The following is a 15,543-nucleotide window of genomic DNA, read 5'->3' as shown; positions in this document are numbered from 1 at the left end:
GCGAACTGATCACGGAATAGGTTCAGGAAGACCTTGGCCCCTCCTGGTTCACGTGCCCCGAGGGAGCGTTATTCGGGCGGTCCTCTGTTTGGGAAACGGTCGGCCGGACGTCCGGATACGATCGCGGGTGGGCAGTTCCCCGCTCGTCGAGCCATGGAGGGGAAATGAAACCGAGTCGCCCAGGACGGTTATCGCACCTTGCGACTGCGGCTCAACGGCGCGGCGCTGGTTTGGGCGCGTCCTCGACGCTGCGGGCGGACGCCTGACATGGAAGCCGTCGGGCCCGAGGCGGAGCGGAGTGGTGGGAGTGGGGCGCCCGTTCGGACGAAGCCGTCCGCGGGCGTGTCTCAGGCCACGGCGCACCGCGAAAGGCTGATCGGGCTGGATCTGGCCCGAGGGGTCGCAGTGCTCGGGATGTTCACCGCCCACATCGGCCCGGAACCGGAGGACGGCGGCGCGGTGCTCCAGGTCGCGCACGGCCGGTCCGCCGCGCTGTTCGCGCTGCTGGCCGGGGTGGCACTGGTGATCATCAGTGGTCGGCGGCGACCCAGGACCGGGCGCGAAGGTCGGCAGGCGGCGGTGAAGGTGGCGATCCGCGCGGTGGTGCTGCTCGTCCTGGGGACGGCGGTGGCGATGATCCCGTCACCGGTGGACGTGATTCTCGCCTACTACGGGCTCTACTTTCTGCTGGCGCTGCCCTTGCTGCGGTTGTCCGCCACGATGCTGGCGGTCCTGGCCGCCGGGCTGGCCGTGGTGGGCCCGCTGGTTTCGTTCGGTGTGCGAGGTCTCTTGGACGACGGCTCCTGGGTCGTCTCCAGGGGACGAGCCGTCAACGCTCACGACCCCATCGAATGGTTGAGCCACGAGGGAGTGATCGATCTCCTCCTCACCGGGGCCTACCCGGCGATGACCTGGATGCCGTACGTGCTCGCCGGGATGGCCCTGGGACGGCTGGACCTGAAGGCCGCCCGGGTCCGCCGCCGGTTGGCCGTCCTCGGCCCGGCCCTCGCCCTGGTCGGGTACGGGTCGTCCTGGCTGGTTCTGCGCGTGTTCGCGGGGATCCGCGCGGACATCGAGGGCTCCGGTTGGTACGACGCGGACCCATCGGCCTGGTGGGCGGGGCCGGAGACCGGCACCGTCGACCCGCACACGCCCGCGTTGCTGCTGGTCGCCGCGCCGCACAGCGGGACTCCCTTCGAGGTCGTCGCCAACATCGGCGTGGCGATCACCGTCGTGGTGTGCGCCGTGACGGTCGCCGACCTCCGTCCGCGGGCGCCCCGGCCGCTGCGTCCGGTGATCGCCGTGGGGACCATGTCGCTGTCGTGCTACGTCGGCCACATCCTCGCGCTCGCGGCCCTGGACACCGAGGCGACTCCGTCCCGACTGTCCGACCTGGTCGTCTTCGTCGTCGCGGCCCTGGCACTGGCCGTGATGTGGACCCGTCGCTTCCGCCGCGGCCCCCTGGAGTTTCTGCTCAACACCGCTACGAAACCCGCCCGACACGTTAGATGAAGCCGCCGGAAATCCGTGTTACGGACGGGCGAGGAAGTCGTGGACGAGTTTCAGGAAGTCGGCGGGGCGTTCCGCCATCGTGACGTGGCCGGTGTCGAGTTCGGTGTATTCGCTGCCCGTGATGGCGCCGGCGAATTCGCGGTGGTTCTCCACGGGGATCAACTGGTCGCGGGTGCAGCCGATGACCAGCGTGGGCGCCTCGATCCGCGGGAGCAGTGACCGGACGTCCACCCGCCGGACGAGGTCGAGCTGCCGCAACCGGCCGTGGACGGGACTCATGAACCAGCGCGTCTGCTCGGCCAGGTCGTGCCCGATCTCGTTGAGGTACCGGGGGGTGAACGAGGTGAGGGTTCCGAGACGTCCGAAACCCTCAGGGTTGTCGGTGAGGGCCAACCAGGCGGTGATCAACTGCTGGAGGTACTCGTCCTCGGCATGGACGAACCCGGCGACGGGGAGCAGCCGCCGGACGAGGTCCGGCCGCAGGGCCGCGACGGCGGCGGCCGTGGGGGCGCCGAGCGAGAAGCCGACCACGTCGGCGGGACCGGCCCCGGCGTGTTCGATCACGGCGATGACCTGCTCGGCGAGAGTCTCGATGGTGAGCGGCGCGCCGTCGTCCTCGGCCGCGTCGCTGCCGGACAGGTCGGGCAGGAGCACCGTGTTGCGGTCGGTGAGCTGGGGAAGGAGCTCGTCCCACATGGCCGCGCCGGAGCCCACGCCGTGGACCAGGACGAGGGCGGGTCCCGAACCCTCCGCACGGTAGGTGATCTGGGCGTTTCCAACGGTAAGTTGCGTCATGTCCCCAACGGTGCCGGGCCGGGTCGGTGATGAGGAGCGGACCGTTTTGGCTAGGACAAACGATCCCAGGCTGAGCCGCCGCGTATCGCCGACCATGGGAGGCATGGAGATGGACCGCCGCGAACTCGCCGATTTCCTCCGCCGCTCCCGGGAGCGGCTACGGCCGCACGAGGTCGGGTTGGCGGCGGGGCCGCGGCGCCGTACGCCCGGGTTGCGCCGCGAGGAGGTGTCGCAGCTCGCGGGCATGTCCGCCGACTACTACATGCGCCTTGAGCAGGCGCGGAGCCCGCAGCCGTCCGTCCAGATGCTCGGTGCCCTGGCCCGCGCGCTCCGGTTGACCTCGGACGAGCGCGATCATCTGTACGTGCTCGCCGGGCATCGTCCGCCCGCCGGGCCGTTCGCGGGGGAACACGTCCGGCCGAGTCTGCTGTACCTGCTCGACCGGCTGGACGAGACACCGGCCCAGATCATCGGTGACCTCGGTGACGTGCTGGCGCAGAACGCCATGTCCAATTCTCTTTTCGGCTGCATCTGCTCGACCGAGCCGGGGGAACGGAACATCATCTGGCGGTGGTTCACCGACCCGACCATCCGGGCGGCCTATCCGGTCGAGGAGCACGAGTACCACAGCCGCGTCCATGTCGCCGATCTGCGCGCCGCGGTGGCCCGCCGGGGCAACGACGCCGCAGCGTCCGCCCTGGTCGAGCGGCTCCGCCAGGCGAGTGAGGAGTTCAGCGGGCTCTGGGCGCGGCACGAGGTGGCCGTGCGCCGCACCGCCCGCCTGCGGGTCCTGCATCCGGAGATCGGGTTGATCGAGTTCGACGCGGAGACCCTGCTCACCCCGGCGGAGGACCAGCGGCTGTTCGTCTTCACGCCGCCGCCCGGCAGCCCGACCATGGAGGCCCTGGAGCTTCTTCGCGCGGTGGGCCCCGAGACCGCCCACCGCAGCCACGTGTGACCGGTCAGGTCGTGAGGCGCCAGAGGGTGGTGGTCTCGGCGGCGCGGGCGGCGTGCAGCGGGTCGTCGGCGTCGTCGACGCGCGGGTGACGCGGCTTGGTGTCGAGCCGTCCCGCGACCCGTAGACCGGACGACGTGATCAGCGTGGGCAGTTCGTCGTGTGTGCGCAGACCGAGGTGTTCGGCGAGATCGGACAGGATCAGCCAGCCCTCGCCGCCCGGTTCGAGGTGCTCGGCGAGGCCGGTCAGGAAGCCGCGAAGCATCCGGCCGCCCGGGTCGTAGACGGCGTGGTCGAGCGGGGACGACGGTTTCGCGGGCAGCCAGGGCGGGTTGCAGACGACCAGCCCGGCTCGTCCCTCAGGAAACAGGTCTGCCTGGACGACATCGACCCGGGACGACAAATTCAACCGGTTGACGTTCTCCTCGGCACAGGCGAGGGCGCGTGGATCGTTGTCGGTGGCGACGACCCGTTCCACGCCGCGTCGGGCAAGGACGGCGGCCAGGACGCCGGTGCCGGTTCCTATGTCGAACGCCGTCTTCGTCGGTGGCAACGGCGCTTCGCCGACGAGATCCACGTATTCGCCGCGGATCGGCGAGAAGACCCCGTAATGCGGGTACACGTGGTCGCCGTCCAGTGCGGGGATCGGTACGCCCTTCTCCCGCCATTCGTGCGCGCCGATGAGTCCGAGGAGTTCGCGCAAGGACGTCACATAGGGCGCGTCGTCGGCTCCGTACACCTCGGTACAGGCGTCCCGGACGTCAGGGGCGCGGCGTAGCGGAATCACGTGCCCCGGCTCGAACGGTATGAGGAGCATGCCGAGTGTCCGTGCGCGCTGGGCACGAGCCTGCCGGTACAGGTGGAACGCCGGTACTTCCGGTGAAGGCCGTCGCCTGCGCCGTCGTGGTGGACGGTCGATCCGGCGCGCCATCGCCCGGAGGAGCTGGCGCGCGTTCTGGAAGTCGCCGCGCCACAGCAGCGCGGTGCCTTCGCAGGCCAACCGGTAGGCGTCGTCCGCGCGTGTCGCGTCGTCGGCGACCACGACGCGCCGGGGCGCCGGGGCGCCGCTCTGCGACCGCCATCGGACGCGATGGTCCCGGCCGTCCCGCCAGGAGATCTCGTCCACACCGACACCGTACCGAGCTACGGCCGTGGAGCGGACGCCCCGGCGGTCAGGTCGGCGGAGGAAAGGCAGGTGGACGTTTCCGACAGTTCCCGCAGCGCCTTCTCCGACGGCGATCCCGGTTCCGCCGCGTACAGCATGAGTCGGCTGAGGTCGGGGTCGCCGGGCAGGTGCAGGGTCTCGAACGGCAGGACGAGCCTCCCCACCCGCGGATGGTCGATGCGGGCCTCGCCGTGCGTCAGGTCGGTCACATGGTGCGCGGACCACATCTCCCGGAAGTCGGGGCTCCGGGCCCGCAACGTGTCGATCAGTGCCTGGAGGCGTGGATCGTCCGGGGCCTGCCCCGATCGGAACCGTAGATGGGCGACGTTCCGCCGGGCGACGGACGTCCAGTTGTCGCCGAGGCGGGTCTTGTAGTCGTCGTTCAAATGGATCTGGTGCGACCAGGTCCGTTCGTCCGGTGGAACGGCGGCGAGGTCGACGAACACGGCGGCGGTGAGACGGTTCCACGCGACGACGTTCGTGTACGGCCCGACGATGTAGGCGGGCGCGTGGGTGATCGCGTCGAGCAGGTGCTGGAGCGGGGCGCGCAGGCGGGGCGGGTCCGTGGCGGGCGTCCGGCGCGGCGGGTGGGCGAGCCGGTGCAGGTGGGCGTGTTCGTCGCCGTCCAGGCGCAACGCCCGTGCGATCGCGTCGAGGACCTCGGTGGACACGCCGTCGGCCGTGCCCTGTTCGAGCCGGATGTAGTAGGCCACGCTGACGCCCGCGAGCTGCGCCAACTCCTCCCGCCGGAGGCCGGGCACACGGCGCCGCGTCCCGTACGAGGGGACGCCGACGTCCTCGGGCCGTAGCCGTGCCCGCCTCGACCTGAGGAACTCGCCGAGTTCGCCGTTGCGCGCCATGACGCCGAGGTTATCGCCCGGAATTCACGGTGATGTCGCCGTTGTCGGTGATCAGATCGAGGTGGTACGGGGCGGACGCGTCGTGCCGGATCCCGATCTTCCGGTCGCCGCTGTCGGCGCGGGCGGACACCCGGTACCGCCCCGACGGCACGGTGACCGTGATCGAACCGTTGGACGTCTCCGCGCGGATACTCTGCGATTTCGCCGGAGTAAGAATGATCTTGCCGTTGTCGGTGCGCACGTCGACGCGGTCGCCCTTGAGGCCGCGGCCCTCGATCTTTCCGTTGTCGGTCCTTGCCCTGACCGGGCCGGTGACGTCGTCCAGGCGGACGGCGCCGTTGTCGGTCGACACGTTCACGGCGCCCACCTTGGAAAGGGTGATCGCGCCGTTGTCCGTCCTGCCGGTCACGGGCAGGCCCGCCGGAAGTTCGAGCGTGTAGTTCACCGAGCAGTTCGACCCGCAGTCGCTGAGCTTCAGGACACCGTTCTCGATCCGGTGCGTGGCCCCCTCCGGCCGGTCGCCCCGATACTCGACCGTGCGGTGAAGCGACGCCTTGGACGCCCCACCGCGCAGCGTCACACGACCGGAGTCGATGGCGTCCAGGTGCACGGCGGTGATGTCGCCCTTGAGCGCGGCATCGTCCTCGAACGTCGAGGCGAAGGCCATGCCGCAGGCACTCAGCGCACTCGCGCCGACCACGATGGCGACGATTGCAGACAGTTGGCGACGCACGAGTTCCTCCCGCTGACCTTGGCTCTTTGCCTGACGCTGTCGAGCGTAGGAAGAAGCGGTACGAACGGCCGTCACGCTAGGGAGCGAGGTTCTCCCTGGCTCCCAGGTGCCGATTTCACTGCCTGCCACTGCCAGTAGTACGAACGAGCGGTGGCTGGGTAGGCGCGCCCTACGGAACGACAGTCATCTCCATGACCGCACTGACTACGGACGTGTCGGCTCCTTCCGGAGCGATGACGTCACGGCACAAGCTGGTATTGACCCTTCTGCTCGGCGCGCAGTTCATGCTCGCCATCGACTTCTCCATCCTCAACGTGGCGTTGCCGGTCGTCGGCCGGGGACTGGGCTTCGGCCTGGACGAGTTGCAGTGGATCGCGACCGCGTTCGCGCTTCCCGCCGCCGGGTTCACGCTCCTGTTCGGCCGCGTCGCCGATCTGTTCGGACGGCGCCGGATGCTGCTCGCGGGCATGGTCCTCCTGGCCGGAGGCTCCCTGATCGGCGGGCTGGCCACGTCCCCGACGATGCTGCTGACCGGGCGTGTCCTCCAGGGGCTGGCCACGGCGGTCGCGACCCCGGCCGCGCTGTCGTTGCTCACCACGTCCTTCCCGGAGGGGCCGCTGCGGACGCGGGCGCTCGGGCTCAGCGGCGCGCTGATGTCGGCCGGTTTCACGGTGGGCGCGATCCTCGGCGGCGTGCTCACGGACCTGCTGAGCTGGCGCTGGGCCTTCCTGATCAACGTGCCGGTCGCGGTGGTCATCGTCGCCGTGGTTCCGGTGGTGGTCGCCGAAAGCCGCACCCGCGACCGGGCGAGGCTGGACGTTCCCGGCGCGGTGACCGTGACCGGCGGGCTCCTCGCCCTCGTGTACGGCATCACCTTCGCCGGTGAGCACGGCCTGGGATCCGCAGGGGCGCTCGTCCCGCTGGCCGCCGCGGCCGTGCTGCTCAGCGCGTTCGTGCTGGTGGAGCGGCGTTCACCGGCCCCGCTCGCGCCGCTGAGCGTCCTCACCCGGCGAACCGTCACCTGGGGCAACGTCGGCGGGTTCGTCGCGTTCGCCACGGAGACGTCGCTGGTGTTCCTGATGACCCTCTACCTCCAGAAGGTTCTGGGTTTCTCGCCGCTGGCCACGGGCCTCGCGCTCGGCGTCCTCGGCGCCGGGACGTTCGCGGGCGGTGTCGCCGCGCCCCGGATCATGGGACGTTTCGGCGGCCGTACGACCCTCGTCGCCGGGCTCGTCCTCCAGGCGGCGGCGACGGCGGCGCTGCTGGGCATCGGCGAGTCGCGGGACTCGCTCGCGCTGATGCTCGCCGCGACCGCGATCGGCGGCTTCGGGAACCTCGTCGCGATCGTGGCGTTCATGGGGACGGCGACGTCCGGGCTGCCCAACGCGGAGCAGGGCCTCGCGACCGGGCTCGCCACCATGACGCAGCAGATCGCCATCACGCTCGGCATCCCCGTGATGAGCGCGGTGGCGACCGCGAACACCGGCGGGTCCGTCCTCGGTGGCGTCCACACGGCCACGGCCGTGAACGTCGCGATCGTTCTGGCGGGAGCGGCCCTCGTGGGTTCGTTCCTGCGTCGCTCTTGAGAGGCTCAGCCATGGATCTCGAACTCGACGGCAAGGTGTTCATCGTCACCGGCGCGTCCGCCGGTATCGGCGAGGCTACCGCGACGCTCCTCACCGACGAGGGCGCCCACGTCATCGGTGTCGCCCGCAAGCCACCGAAAGGTGGCGTCGCCGCGGACCTGACCGACCCCGCCGCCGCGCAGCACATCGTGGACACCGCCCTGGAACGGCACGGACGCCTCGACGGCCTGGTCAACAACGCGGGCGCCCTCGAATCCCGGATCGGGTTCCTCGACGTGACCGATAACCAGTGGCACGCCACCTTCGAACTGAACTTCCACGCGGCCGTCCGGATGGCGCGGGCCGCGCTGCCCGCGCTGATCGACCAGGGCGCGGGAAGCATCGTGCACGTGTCCAGCGAGGCCGGACGGTTCCCCGACACGCCACTGGTCGACTACGCGGCGTCCAAGACGGCGTTGTTGTCGGTGTCCAAGACGCTGGCGGGGGAGTTCGGCCGCTGCGGCGTCCGCTCCAACGTCGTCACGCCCGGACCCACGCGGACCCGGCTGTGGGACGAGCCCGGTGGATTCGCCGACCAACTCGCCGCCCAGTTCGGACTCCCTGTCGAGGAGGCCATAGAACGGTTTGTCCGCGAGGAACGACGCCTACCGGTCGGACGTCTGGGCACACCGCTGGACGTCGCACGCGTCATCGTCTACCTGCTGTCCCCACTGGCGGCCCAGGTCACCGGCGCCGAATGGACCGTGGACGGCGGCGCCCTCCGCCAACTCTGAGCGCCCTCCCGTAGGCGGTCTGACGATAATGTCGGATTTCCGCTAGTGGAACCGTCTGACCATCGGTGATCCTGGAGGACATGCACGAGGACGCGGAAAGATGCGTACGGGCTGTTCAGGCGAAGGACGCTCGCTTCGACGGCTGGTTCTTCGTCGCGGTCGTCACCACCGGAATCTACTGCCGTCCGAGCTGCCCGGTGGTGGCGCCCAAGCCCGAGAACATGCGGTTCCATCCGAGCGCCGCGTCAGCGCAGCAGGCCGGTTTCCGGGCGTGCAAACGCTGCCGCCCCGACACCTCCCCCGGCTCACCCGAATGGAACCACCGGGCGGACGTCGTCGCCCGCGCGATGCGCCTCATCGCGGACGGCGTGGTCGACCGGGAAGGAGTTCCAGGCCTGGCACGGCGGCTCGGTTACAGCACACGCCAGATCGAACGCCAACTCAACGCCGAACTGGGTGCGGGTCCGCTTGCTCTGGCGCGGGCACAGCGTGCTCAGACGGCGAGGCTCCTCATCGAAACGACGTCCCTTCCCATGGGTGATGTCGCGTTCGCGGCGGGCTTCGCCAGTATCCGGGCCTTCAACGAGACCGTCCGGAGCGTGTTCGCGTTGACGCCGACCGCCCTCCGCGACCGTGTCGCCAAGGGACATCCGCCCGCAGGTTCCGGGGCACTGTCACTTCGGCTGCCGTTCCGGGCGCCACTCTGCCCCGACAACCTGTTCGGGCATCTCGCCGCCACCGCCGTCCCCGGTGTCGAGGAATGGCGGGACGGCGCGTACCGCCGCACCATGCGTTTGCCCCACGGGCACGGCATCGTCGCACTGCGACCCCGGCCCGATCATGTCGCCTGCACGCTCAGCCTCAGCGACCTGCGGGACCTCACCATCGCGATCAGCCGGTGCCGTTGGATGCTCGACCTCGACGCCGACCCCGTCGCCGTGGACGACCTCCTGCGCGCAGACCCCGTCCTCGCCCCGCTGGTCGACAAGGCCCCAGGACGGCGCGTCCCGCGTACTGTGGACGCCCCCGAGTTCGCGGTACGCGCCGTCCTGGGACAGCAGGTGTCTACGGCGGCGGCCCGCACCCATGCCGGACGACTCGTCACTGCCTACGGCGACCCCGTGGACGACCCGGGCGGCGGTCTGACCAACCTCTTCCCGACCCCGTCCGCCCTGGCGGAACTCGACCCGAAACTCCTCGCGTTCCCGAGAACCCGCCGCACCACCATCACGACCCTCGTCGACGTGCTCGCGAGTGGTGAGATAGACCTCGGGGTGGGGAGCGACTGGGACGAGGCCCGCTCCCGCTTGTCCGCCCTCCCCGGCATCGGTCCGTGGACCATTGAGACGATCGCGATGCGCGCCCTCGGCGACCCCGACGCGTTCATTCCGAGCGACCTTGGGATCCGCGCCGCCGCCAAGTCACTCGACCTTCCCTCTACGCCTGCGGCTCTGACGCGCCGTGCCGCACAGTGGCGTCCATGGCGCGCCTACGCCGTCCAGTACCTGTGGGCCACCGGCGACCACGCCATCAACCTGCTTCCCGCGTCCTGACACTCCGGAAAGGAACGACATGGAACCGACGCATGTCGTCGTGGACAGCCCCGTAGGACCACTCACACTGGTGGCTCGGGACGGCGCCCTGTCAGCCCTCTACATGGAGGAGCAACGGCACCGTCCGCTCCAGGAAACCTTCGGCGCCCCGGACGACGTCACCGCCGAACCGTTCGCGGGCGTCGTCGAACAACTCTCCGCCTACTTCGCGGGTGAGCTGACCGAGTTCGACCTCCCCCTCACCCTTCGCGGGACCGAGTTCCAGAAACGCGTCTGGTCGGCGCTCCAGGAAATCCCCTACGGCGAGACCATCACCTACGGTCAGATCGCCGTCGAACTCGGCAGGCCTTCCGCGTCCCGCGCCGTCGGCCTCGCCAACGGTCGCAACCCCATCAGCGTCATCGTCCCCTGCCACCGCGTCGTCGGCTCCACCGGCGACCTCACCGGCTACGGCGGCGGCCTCGACCGCAAGCGCTACCTCCTCGACTTCGAACGCAAGACCAAGATCACCCAGGACGCGCTGTTCTGAGTTTGTCGGCGCCGGGGGATACCGTGCATGTCATGGCCGGTGTCCCCGGCCGGTCAGGCGGTTCGCGGAAAGGCAGATCAAGGTGGAGTTCCGAGTCGACCGGCAGACGCTCGCCGACGCCGTGGCCTGGGCGGCGCGGACGCTACCGGCGCGCCCCGCGCTCCCCGTCCTCGCGGGCATGCTCATCGACGTCAACGAGCAGGGAGAACTCACCCTCGCGGGCTTCGACTACGAGGTGTCCGCCCGCGCCAGGGAGGACGCGGACGTCACCGAGCCGGGCCGCGCGCTCGTCCCCGGGCGGCTCCTCGCGGACATCGTCCGCAACCTCCCCCCGCACCCCGTGGAGATCTTCACGAAGGGCTCGGAGGTGGTCGTCCGCTGCGGCCCGGCCGAGTTCGGCCTGCTGACGCTGCCCGTCGAGGACTACCCGACCCTCCCCGAACCGCCCGCCCGCGCGGGCACCGTCCCCGCCGACCTCTTCGCCGCCGCCGTCGCCCAGGTCACCCCGGCCGCCGGACGCGACGACACCCTCCCGATGCTCACCGGCGTCCGCGTCGACCTCGACGGCGACACGATGTGGCTCGCCTGCACCGACCGCTACCGCATCGCCGCCCGCGAGCTGACCTGGTCCCCCGCCGACCCCGACTTCACCGCCGGTGTCGTCGTCCCCGCCCGCACGCTCGCCGACACGGCCAAGGCCATCAAACGCGGCGCCGAGGTCGCCATCGACCTCGGCGGCGGCGCCGACACCCTCATCGGCGTCTCCGGCGGCGGACGCAGCATGACCAGCCGCCTCCTGGACGACCAGTACATCAACTACCGATCCCGCCTCACCGGCACCTGGTCGTCCGTCGCCGAGATCCCCGTCGCCCCGTTCGTCGAGGCGATCAAGCGCGCCGCCCTCGTCACCGAACGCGGCACCCCCGTCCAACTGGCCTTCACGTCCGGCGAGGTCCGCATCCGCGCCGCCACCGGCGACTCCGCCCGCGCCAACGAGAGCCTCGCCGTCGAACTCACCGGCGACGACATCGACATCGCCTTCGCCCCCCAATACCTCCTGGACGGCCTGGCGGGCATCGACACCGAGTACGCCCGCCTCGAATGCGCGGGCCCCACCAAGGCCGCCCTCCTCACCGGCATCCCCGACAAGAAAGACTCCGACGACACCAAGGACGACGCCACCGACACCGGCTTCCGCTACCTCGCCATGCCCGTCCGCCTCACCCCCTGACCCACGTCATCAAGGACTTACGGGACCGCGCGACCGTGCCCGCCGTTGGGCCACGCCCGTCCGAGCGTCCCCGCGAAACCGGACCCTTCGATTCCTTTCCGCGCGTCCGTGTCGAACGGCTCCGTCGCTTCGGCGGACGACGAGGCCCAGGGCGGTGGCCTCAGATCATGGCCTGTGCCGGTGCGAGGCGTCCGGCGGTGCCCGGTACGGCCTGCGGGCCTCGACGCAGGGATCCCGGGCGGGTACGCCGGGTGGTAGGCACTGCCCCACTCCTGGGCGGTGATCGCGCCGCAGGCCAGCGCGCACAGCGAGGGCAGGGGGTCGCTCGGCAGGTCGATCGGTGGTCGGAAACGGCCCTCATCGGCCACCGCCCGGTGGTTCGGGCTCGGTAAGTGTTGGTCAGAGGTCGAGGACGGCCAGGATGAAATGGACTTCGTTGTCCGTGGTGTTGGCGTAGGAGTGGGGGCGGTCGCCGACGAAGACGGCCGCGGTTCCTTCTCCGACGAGGTCTGTTCGGCCGTCCACGCCCAGGGTGAGCGTGCCCTGGTCGACGTAGACGATCTCCTTGGTGCCGGGTACGTGGGCGTCGCTGTCGCGGGCCTCGCCGGGTTGGAGTTCCCAGCGCCACAGCTCCAGTGAGGGGCGTGGGTCGCTTCCGGCGAGGAGCGTCCCCGTGCCGCCGTGCTCGCCCTGCCAGAGGACCACGTGTCGTTCCGGGCGGAAGAGTCTCACCGGTGGTTCCTCCTCCACCTGGACGAGTCGTGTCAGCGGAACTCCGAGCGCGTCGGAGATGCGGATGAGCGTGCCCAGGTTCGGGTTGCCGCGTCCCTGTTCGAGGCCGACCAGGACGCCCTTGCTCACTCCGGCGCGTCCGGCCAGTTCGTCCAGGCTCCAGCCGTGGCTCGCGCGGAGCGCCCGGACGGTCCGCGCCACGGCCTCGCCGATGGCCTCCTGCTCGCTCACATGACCTCCCCGATCACCGCCCTCACGATCTCACGATGCCGGGTCACCGGTCATGGTCGGTATAATGACATGTCGAGTTCGTTAAAATGACCGGGAGTGAGCGATGCTGGACCGGGTTTCGGTGGACGAGGCCGTACGGGAACTGCGGCCTGATTTCGCCGTGCTCGTCGTGGTCGCCGAGGGGCTGGCGAACGGGCCCGGCGATCACGTTTCGGAGGGCTGGCTGGCCGACGCGGCGGCGAAGGCCGACGCGGACGATCCGCATGTGGGCGCCTGGCACGACGCCTACCGGGCGTTCGGCGCCAAACCGAAGCGAACCCGGCCGTCGGTGGACGCGCTGCTCCGGCGGGCCGGTTCGCTCCCGTCCATCAACCGGGTCGTGGACGCCTACAACGCGGTGAGCGTGGAGTACGCCCTGCCGATCGGCGGTGAGGACCTCGACGCCTACCAGGGCGCGGCGCGGCTGGTGCGCGCCACCGGGGACGAGCCGTTCGACGTGGTCGTCGAAGGGGAACCGGCCGTGGACCACCCCGACCCGGGCGAGGTCGTCTGGCGGGACGACGCGGGCGTGACCTGCCGCCGATGGAACTGGCGCCAGTGCGTCCGCACCCGGCTGACCGAGACCACGAAGAACGGCTTCTTCCTGCTCGAACGCCTTGAGCCGTACCCGATGGAGCGGCTGGCGGAGGCCGGGGAGCGCCTGACGGAACGGCTCCGCGAGATCGCACCCGACGTCCGGGTCACGAGCCGGCTCGTCGGCGGGCCATGATGGTCATGGTCCTCGCGCTGGGCGCGGCGCTCGCCTACGGAGTGGCGGACTTTCTCGGCGGCGCGGTCGCCCGGAAGTCGACGGTGCTCAGGGCATTGATCTGTTGTGTTCCGGCCGGACTCGTGGTCGTCCTGGTGTCCGCGCTGTTCACCGGCGGCCGTATCGGGGCCGCGCCGATGGCCTTGGGGTTCCTGGGCGGTCTCAGCGGCGGAACGGGTCTGATCGCCTTCTATCGGGCGCTCGCCCGGGGCCCGATGAGCGTCGTGGCGCCCGTGTCCGCCCTGGCCGGGGCCGTGCTCCCGGTCGCGGTGGGCGTGGTGGGCGGCGAGCGGCTCGAACGTTCCGTGGTGGTCGGCGTGCTGCTGTGCCTCGTCGCGATCGGGCTGGTCAGCATGGAGGCCGGAACCGGCGGGGAGTCCGGCGACGCGGCCGTGGGCGGCCGGCGGCGCCTGCTGGACTCGGGTCCGTTGATGGCGGCGGCGTCCGGAACCTGCTTCGGAGTCTTCTTCGTGGTGCTGAAGGAGGCCGGGGACGACAGTGGGCTCTGGCCGATCGTCGGCGCACGTGCCGGCACCCTCACCGTGGTGGCGGCGGCGCTGCTGGTCATGGCGCTCCGCGGCCGCGACCTCGGCCCGCCGGTGCCGGGCCGGACGCTGCTGGGCCTGGCGCTGCTGTCCGGCATTCTGGACACGGGCGCGAACGTGCTCTACTTCCTGGCCGCGCACGAAGGGATGCTCAGCCTCGCCGCGGTCCTGACGTCCCTCTACCCGGCGATCACCGTCCTGCTGGCCAGAATCGCCTACAGCGAGCGACTCCGCACCGTCCAACGCGTCGGCCTGGCAGTCGCCGTGGCCGGCGTAGCACTCGTGACAGCGGGCTGAAACGTCTGAAGGCCGTCGTCCCGGTAATGGGGCGGCGGCCTTCGCGCTGCGGTGGTGGTGGGATTCGAACCCACGGAAGCTTGCACTTCACACGCTTTCGAGGCGTGCGCCCTCGTCCACTAGGCGACACCACCGCGGGAGAGCCTACCCGACTCTGCGGCGGGCGAAGAACTCGGTGAGCAGGGCGCCGCACTCGTCCGCCATGACTCCGGCGACCACCTCCGGGCGGTGGTTGAGGCGGCGGTCGCGGACGACGTCCCACAGAGATCCGACCGCGCCCGCCTTCGGGTCGACGGCGCCGTACACGACCCGTGCGAGCCGCGCCTGGACGGACGCCCCCGCGCACATCGTGCACGGCTCCAGCGTGACGACCAGCGTGCACCCGGACAGCCGCCAGGTTCCGAGGGACGCCGCCGCGGCCCGCATCGCGACGATCTCCGCGTGGCCGGTGGGGTCGGCGCTCCGTTCGCGGTCGTTGTGACCCGTTCCGAGGACGTCGCCCGACTCGTCCAGGACGACCGCGCCGACCGGAATCTCACCGTTCTCGAAGGCCGTGCGTGCTTCGCGCAAAGCGTGCCGCATGGCCGGTTGGAACCCGTCCAGGACGGTGTCGGCCCCCGGCTCGGGACGGTGCGGTGCGTGTGGGTCAGTCACGGAGGCGGTCGAACTCCTCGCCGAAACCGGCGTGTTCGGCGACGGTGAGGAGCGCGTCGCCGGGCAGGGCGCGTTCGCCTAGGTCGCTGAGCTGCTTGGAGTCGAGGCCGAGATCGTCGAGCAGCGCCGGGTCGCCGCCCGGGTCGCCGTCCGGGACGTCCCCGACGAGCTGCTGGAACAGGGAGCCGAGCCCGTCCTCGCGGACGGTGGAGACGTAGGCGCGCGGCTCCTGCTCGTCGTCCAGCCGGACGACCGCGAACCAGTCGTCGTCCTGCTCGACGAGGAGCACCACCGGGTCGCCGTAGGACTCGACGGCCGCCTCCCGCATCAGGTCGGCGACGTCGTCGACGTGTTCGGCCTCGGCGAGGAGGGCCTCGGTTCCGACCCAGCCCTGCGGGGTCCGCGCGAACACGGCGGCGAAATAGGACACCTGCTCATTGTGACCCAGGAGGTCGCCGCGGTCACACCCCTTACCTCCGCTTACCTGGGCGGGAGGCTCCCGACGCCGTGGATCCGTCCGCGGCCGACCGGCCGTCGCGCTGTTCGCGGTGCTGACGCCGGGTCTCGCGCACCGGCGGGACGGC

The 15,543-nt window shown here is 70.8% G+C and carries 16 protein-coding genes and 1 tRNA gene; 9 read left to right on the top strand and 8 right to left on the bottom strand.

Going from position 1 to position 15,543, the window contains the following annotated elements:
* Positions 1–342 precede the first annotated feature (342 nt).
* Positions 343–1,512, top strand: coding sequence for a DUF418 domain-containing protein (locus D0T12_RS01230; protein WP_199487227.1), 1,170 nt, complete (start codon positions 343–345; stop codon positions 1,510–1,512).
* 18 nt (positions 1,513–1,530) lie between these two features.
* On the opposite strand, the gene D0T12_RS01225 is transcribed toward D0T12_RS01230, so the two are convergent.
* Positions 1,531–2,307: an alpha/beta fold hydrolase gene (locus D0T12_RS01225; protein ID WP_117397372.1), complete on the bottom strand. Its 777-nt coding sequence runs from the start codon at positions 2,305–2,307 to the stop codon at positions 1,531–1,533.
* A gap of 103 nt (positions 2,308–2,410) precedes the next feature.
* Here D0T12_RS01225 and D0T12_RS01220 point away from each other — a divergent pair, with 103 nt between their 5' ends.
* A complete protein-coding gene (locus D0T12_RS01220) occupies positions 2,411–3,265 on the top strand; it encodes a helix-turn-helix transcriptional regulator (protein WP_117397982.1) in 855 nt (284 codons plus the stop codon).
* 4 nt (positions 3,266–3,269) lie between these two features.
* On the opposite strand, the gene D0T12_RS01215 is transcribed toward D0T12_RS01220, so the two are convergent.
* Genes D0T12_RS01215 through D0T12_RS01205 form a run of 3 tightly spaced genes read right to left on the bottom strand, consistent with a single transcriptional unit; the run spans position 3,270 to position 5,987 of the window.
* Positions 3,270–4,388 (bottom strand): methyltransferase, encoded by a 1,119-nt coding sequence (locus D0T12_RS01215; protein WP_117397371.1) that lies wholly within the window; start codon positions 4,386–4,388, stop codon positions 3,270–3,272.
* 17 nt (positions 4,389–4,405) lie between these two features.
* The gene (locus D0T12_RS01210) at positions 4,406–5,287 is read right to left on the bottom strand and encodes a helix-turn-helix transcriptional regulator (protein WP_117397370.1); all 882 of its coding nucleotides are present in this window, start codon (positions 5,285–5,287) and stop codon (positions 4,406–4,408) included.
* 10 nt (positions 5,288–5,297) lie between these two features.
* On the bottom strand, positions 5,298–5,987 hold the full coding sequence (locus D0T12_RS01205) for a DUF4097 family beta strand repeat-containing protein (RefSeq protein ID WP_199487226.1): 690 nt from the start codon (positions 5,985–5,987) through the stop codon (positions 5,298–5,300).
* 224 nt (positions 5,988–6,211) lie between these two features.
* Here D0T12_RS01205 and D0T12_RS01200 point away from each other — a divergent pair, with 224 nt between their 5' ends.
* From D0T12_RS01200 to dnaN, 5 genes are all read left to right on the top strand, one after another.
* Positions 6,212–7,606 carry an MFS transporter gene (locus D0T12_RS01200; protein ID WP_117397368.1) on the top strand — a complete coding sequence of 465 codons (1,395 nt, stop codon included), beginning with the start codon at positions 6,212–6,214 and terminating at the stop codon, positions 7,604–7,606.
* An 11-nt stretch (positions 7,607–7,617) separates the two neighbouring features.
* Positions 7,618–8,379, top strand: a complete 762-nt coding sequence (locus D0T12_RS01195) for an SDR family NAD(P)-dependent oxidoreductase (RefSeq protein WP_117397367.1) — start codon at positions 7,618–7,620, stop codon at positions 8,377–8,379.
* Positions 8,380–8,459: 80 nt separating this feature from the next.
* On the top strand, positions 8,460–9,932 hold the full coding sequence (locus tag D0T12_RS01190) for an AlkA N-terminal domain-containing protein (protein WP_117397981.1): 1,473 nt from the start codon (positions 8,460–8,462) through the stop codon (positions 9,930–9,932).
* Between the two features lie 19 nt (positions 9,933–9,951).
* A complete protein-coding gene (locus tag D0T12_RS01185; RefSeq protein ID WP_117397366.1) occupies positions 9,952–10,461 on the top strand; it encodes a methylated-DNA--[protein]-cysteine S-methyltransferase in 510 nt (169 codons plus the stop codon).
* Positions 10,462–10,543: 82 nt separating this feature from the next.
* Positions 10,544–11,692 carry a DNA polymerase III subunit beta gene (dnaN, locus tag D0T12_RS01180; RefSeq protein ID WP_117397365.1) on the top strand — a complete coding sequence of 383 codons (1,149 nt, stop codon included), beginning with the start codon at positions 10,544–10,546 and terminating at the stop codon, positions 11,690–11,692.
* A gap of 399 nt (positions 11,693–12,091) precedes the next feature.
* Here dnaN and D0T12_RS01175 read toward each other — a convergent pair whose 3' ends face one another.
* A complete protein-coding gene (locus D0T12_RS01175; protein ID WP_117397364.1) occupies positions 12,092–12,655 on the bottom strand; it encodes a helix-turn-helix domain-containing protein in 564 nt (187 codons plus the stop codon).
* A gap of 103 nt (positions 12,656–12,758) precedes the next feature.
* Here D0T12_RS01175 and D0T12_RS01170 point away from each other — a divergent pair, with 103 nt between their 5' ends.
* Both D0T12_RS01170 and D0T12_RS01165 read left to right on the top strand, forming a co-directional pair.
* Positions 12,759–13,424, top strand: a complete 666-nt coding sequence (locus D0T12_RS01170; RefSeq protein WP_117397363.1) for a B3/B4 domain-containing protein — start codon at positions 12,759–12,761, stop codon at positions 13,422–13,424.
* Positions 13,421–14,305, top strand: a complete 885-nt coding sequence (locus D0T12_RS01165; protein ID WP_233525783.1) for a DMT family transporter — start codon at positions 13,421–13,423, stop codon at positions 14,303–14,305. Before D0T12_RS01170 ends, D0T12_RS01165 begins: the two co-directional genes overlap by 4 nt.
* A gap of 49 nt (positions 14,306–14,354) precedes the next feature.
* On the opposite strand, the gene D0T12_RS01160 is transcribed toward D0T12_RS01165, so the two are convergent.
* The 3 genes from D0T12_RS01160 to D0T12_RS01150 all read right to left on the bottom strand — a co-directional run bounded on the left by D0T12_RS01160 (position 14,355) and on the right by D0T12_RS01150 (position 15,389).
* Positions 14,355–14,439 (bottom strand) — tRNA-Ser (locus D0T12_RS01160).
* A gap of 10 nt (positions 14,440–14,449) precedes the next feature.
* Complete coding sequence (gene tadA / locus D0T12_RS01155) at positions 14,450–14,887, bottom strand: tRNA adenosine(34) deaminase TadA (RefSeq protein ID WP_117397980.1); 438 nt, start codon at positions 14,885–14,887, stop codon at positions 14,450–14,452.
* A gap of 64 nt (positions 14,888–14,951) precedes the next feature.
* Positions 14,952–15,389: a tRNA adenosine deaminase-associated protein gene (locus tag D0T12_RS01150; RefSeq protein ID WP_117397361.1), complete on the bottom strand. Its 438-nt coding sequence runs from the start codon at positions 15,387–15,389 to the stop codon at positions 14,952–14,954.
* Positions 15,390–15,543: the final 154 nt, after the last annotated feature.

This window comes from Actinomadura spongiicola, assembly GCF_003432485.1.
Classification (GTDB): domain Bacteria; phylum Actinomycetota; class Actinomycetes; order Streptosporangiales; family Streptosporangiaceae; genus Spirillospora; species Spirillospora spongiicola.
The sequence above is the reverse complement of the archived record's forward strand: the minus strand, read 5'-3'. Positions and strand labels throughout refer to the sequence as shown.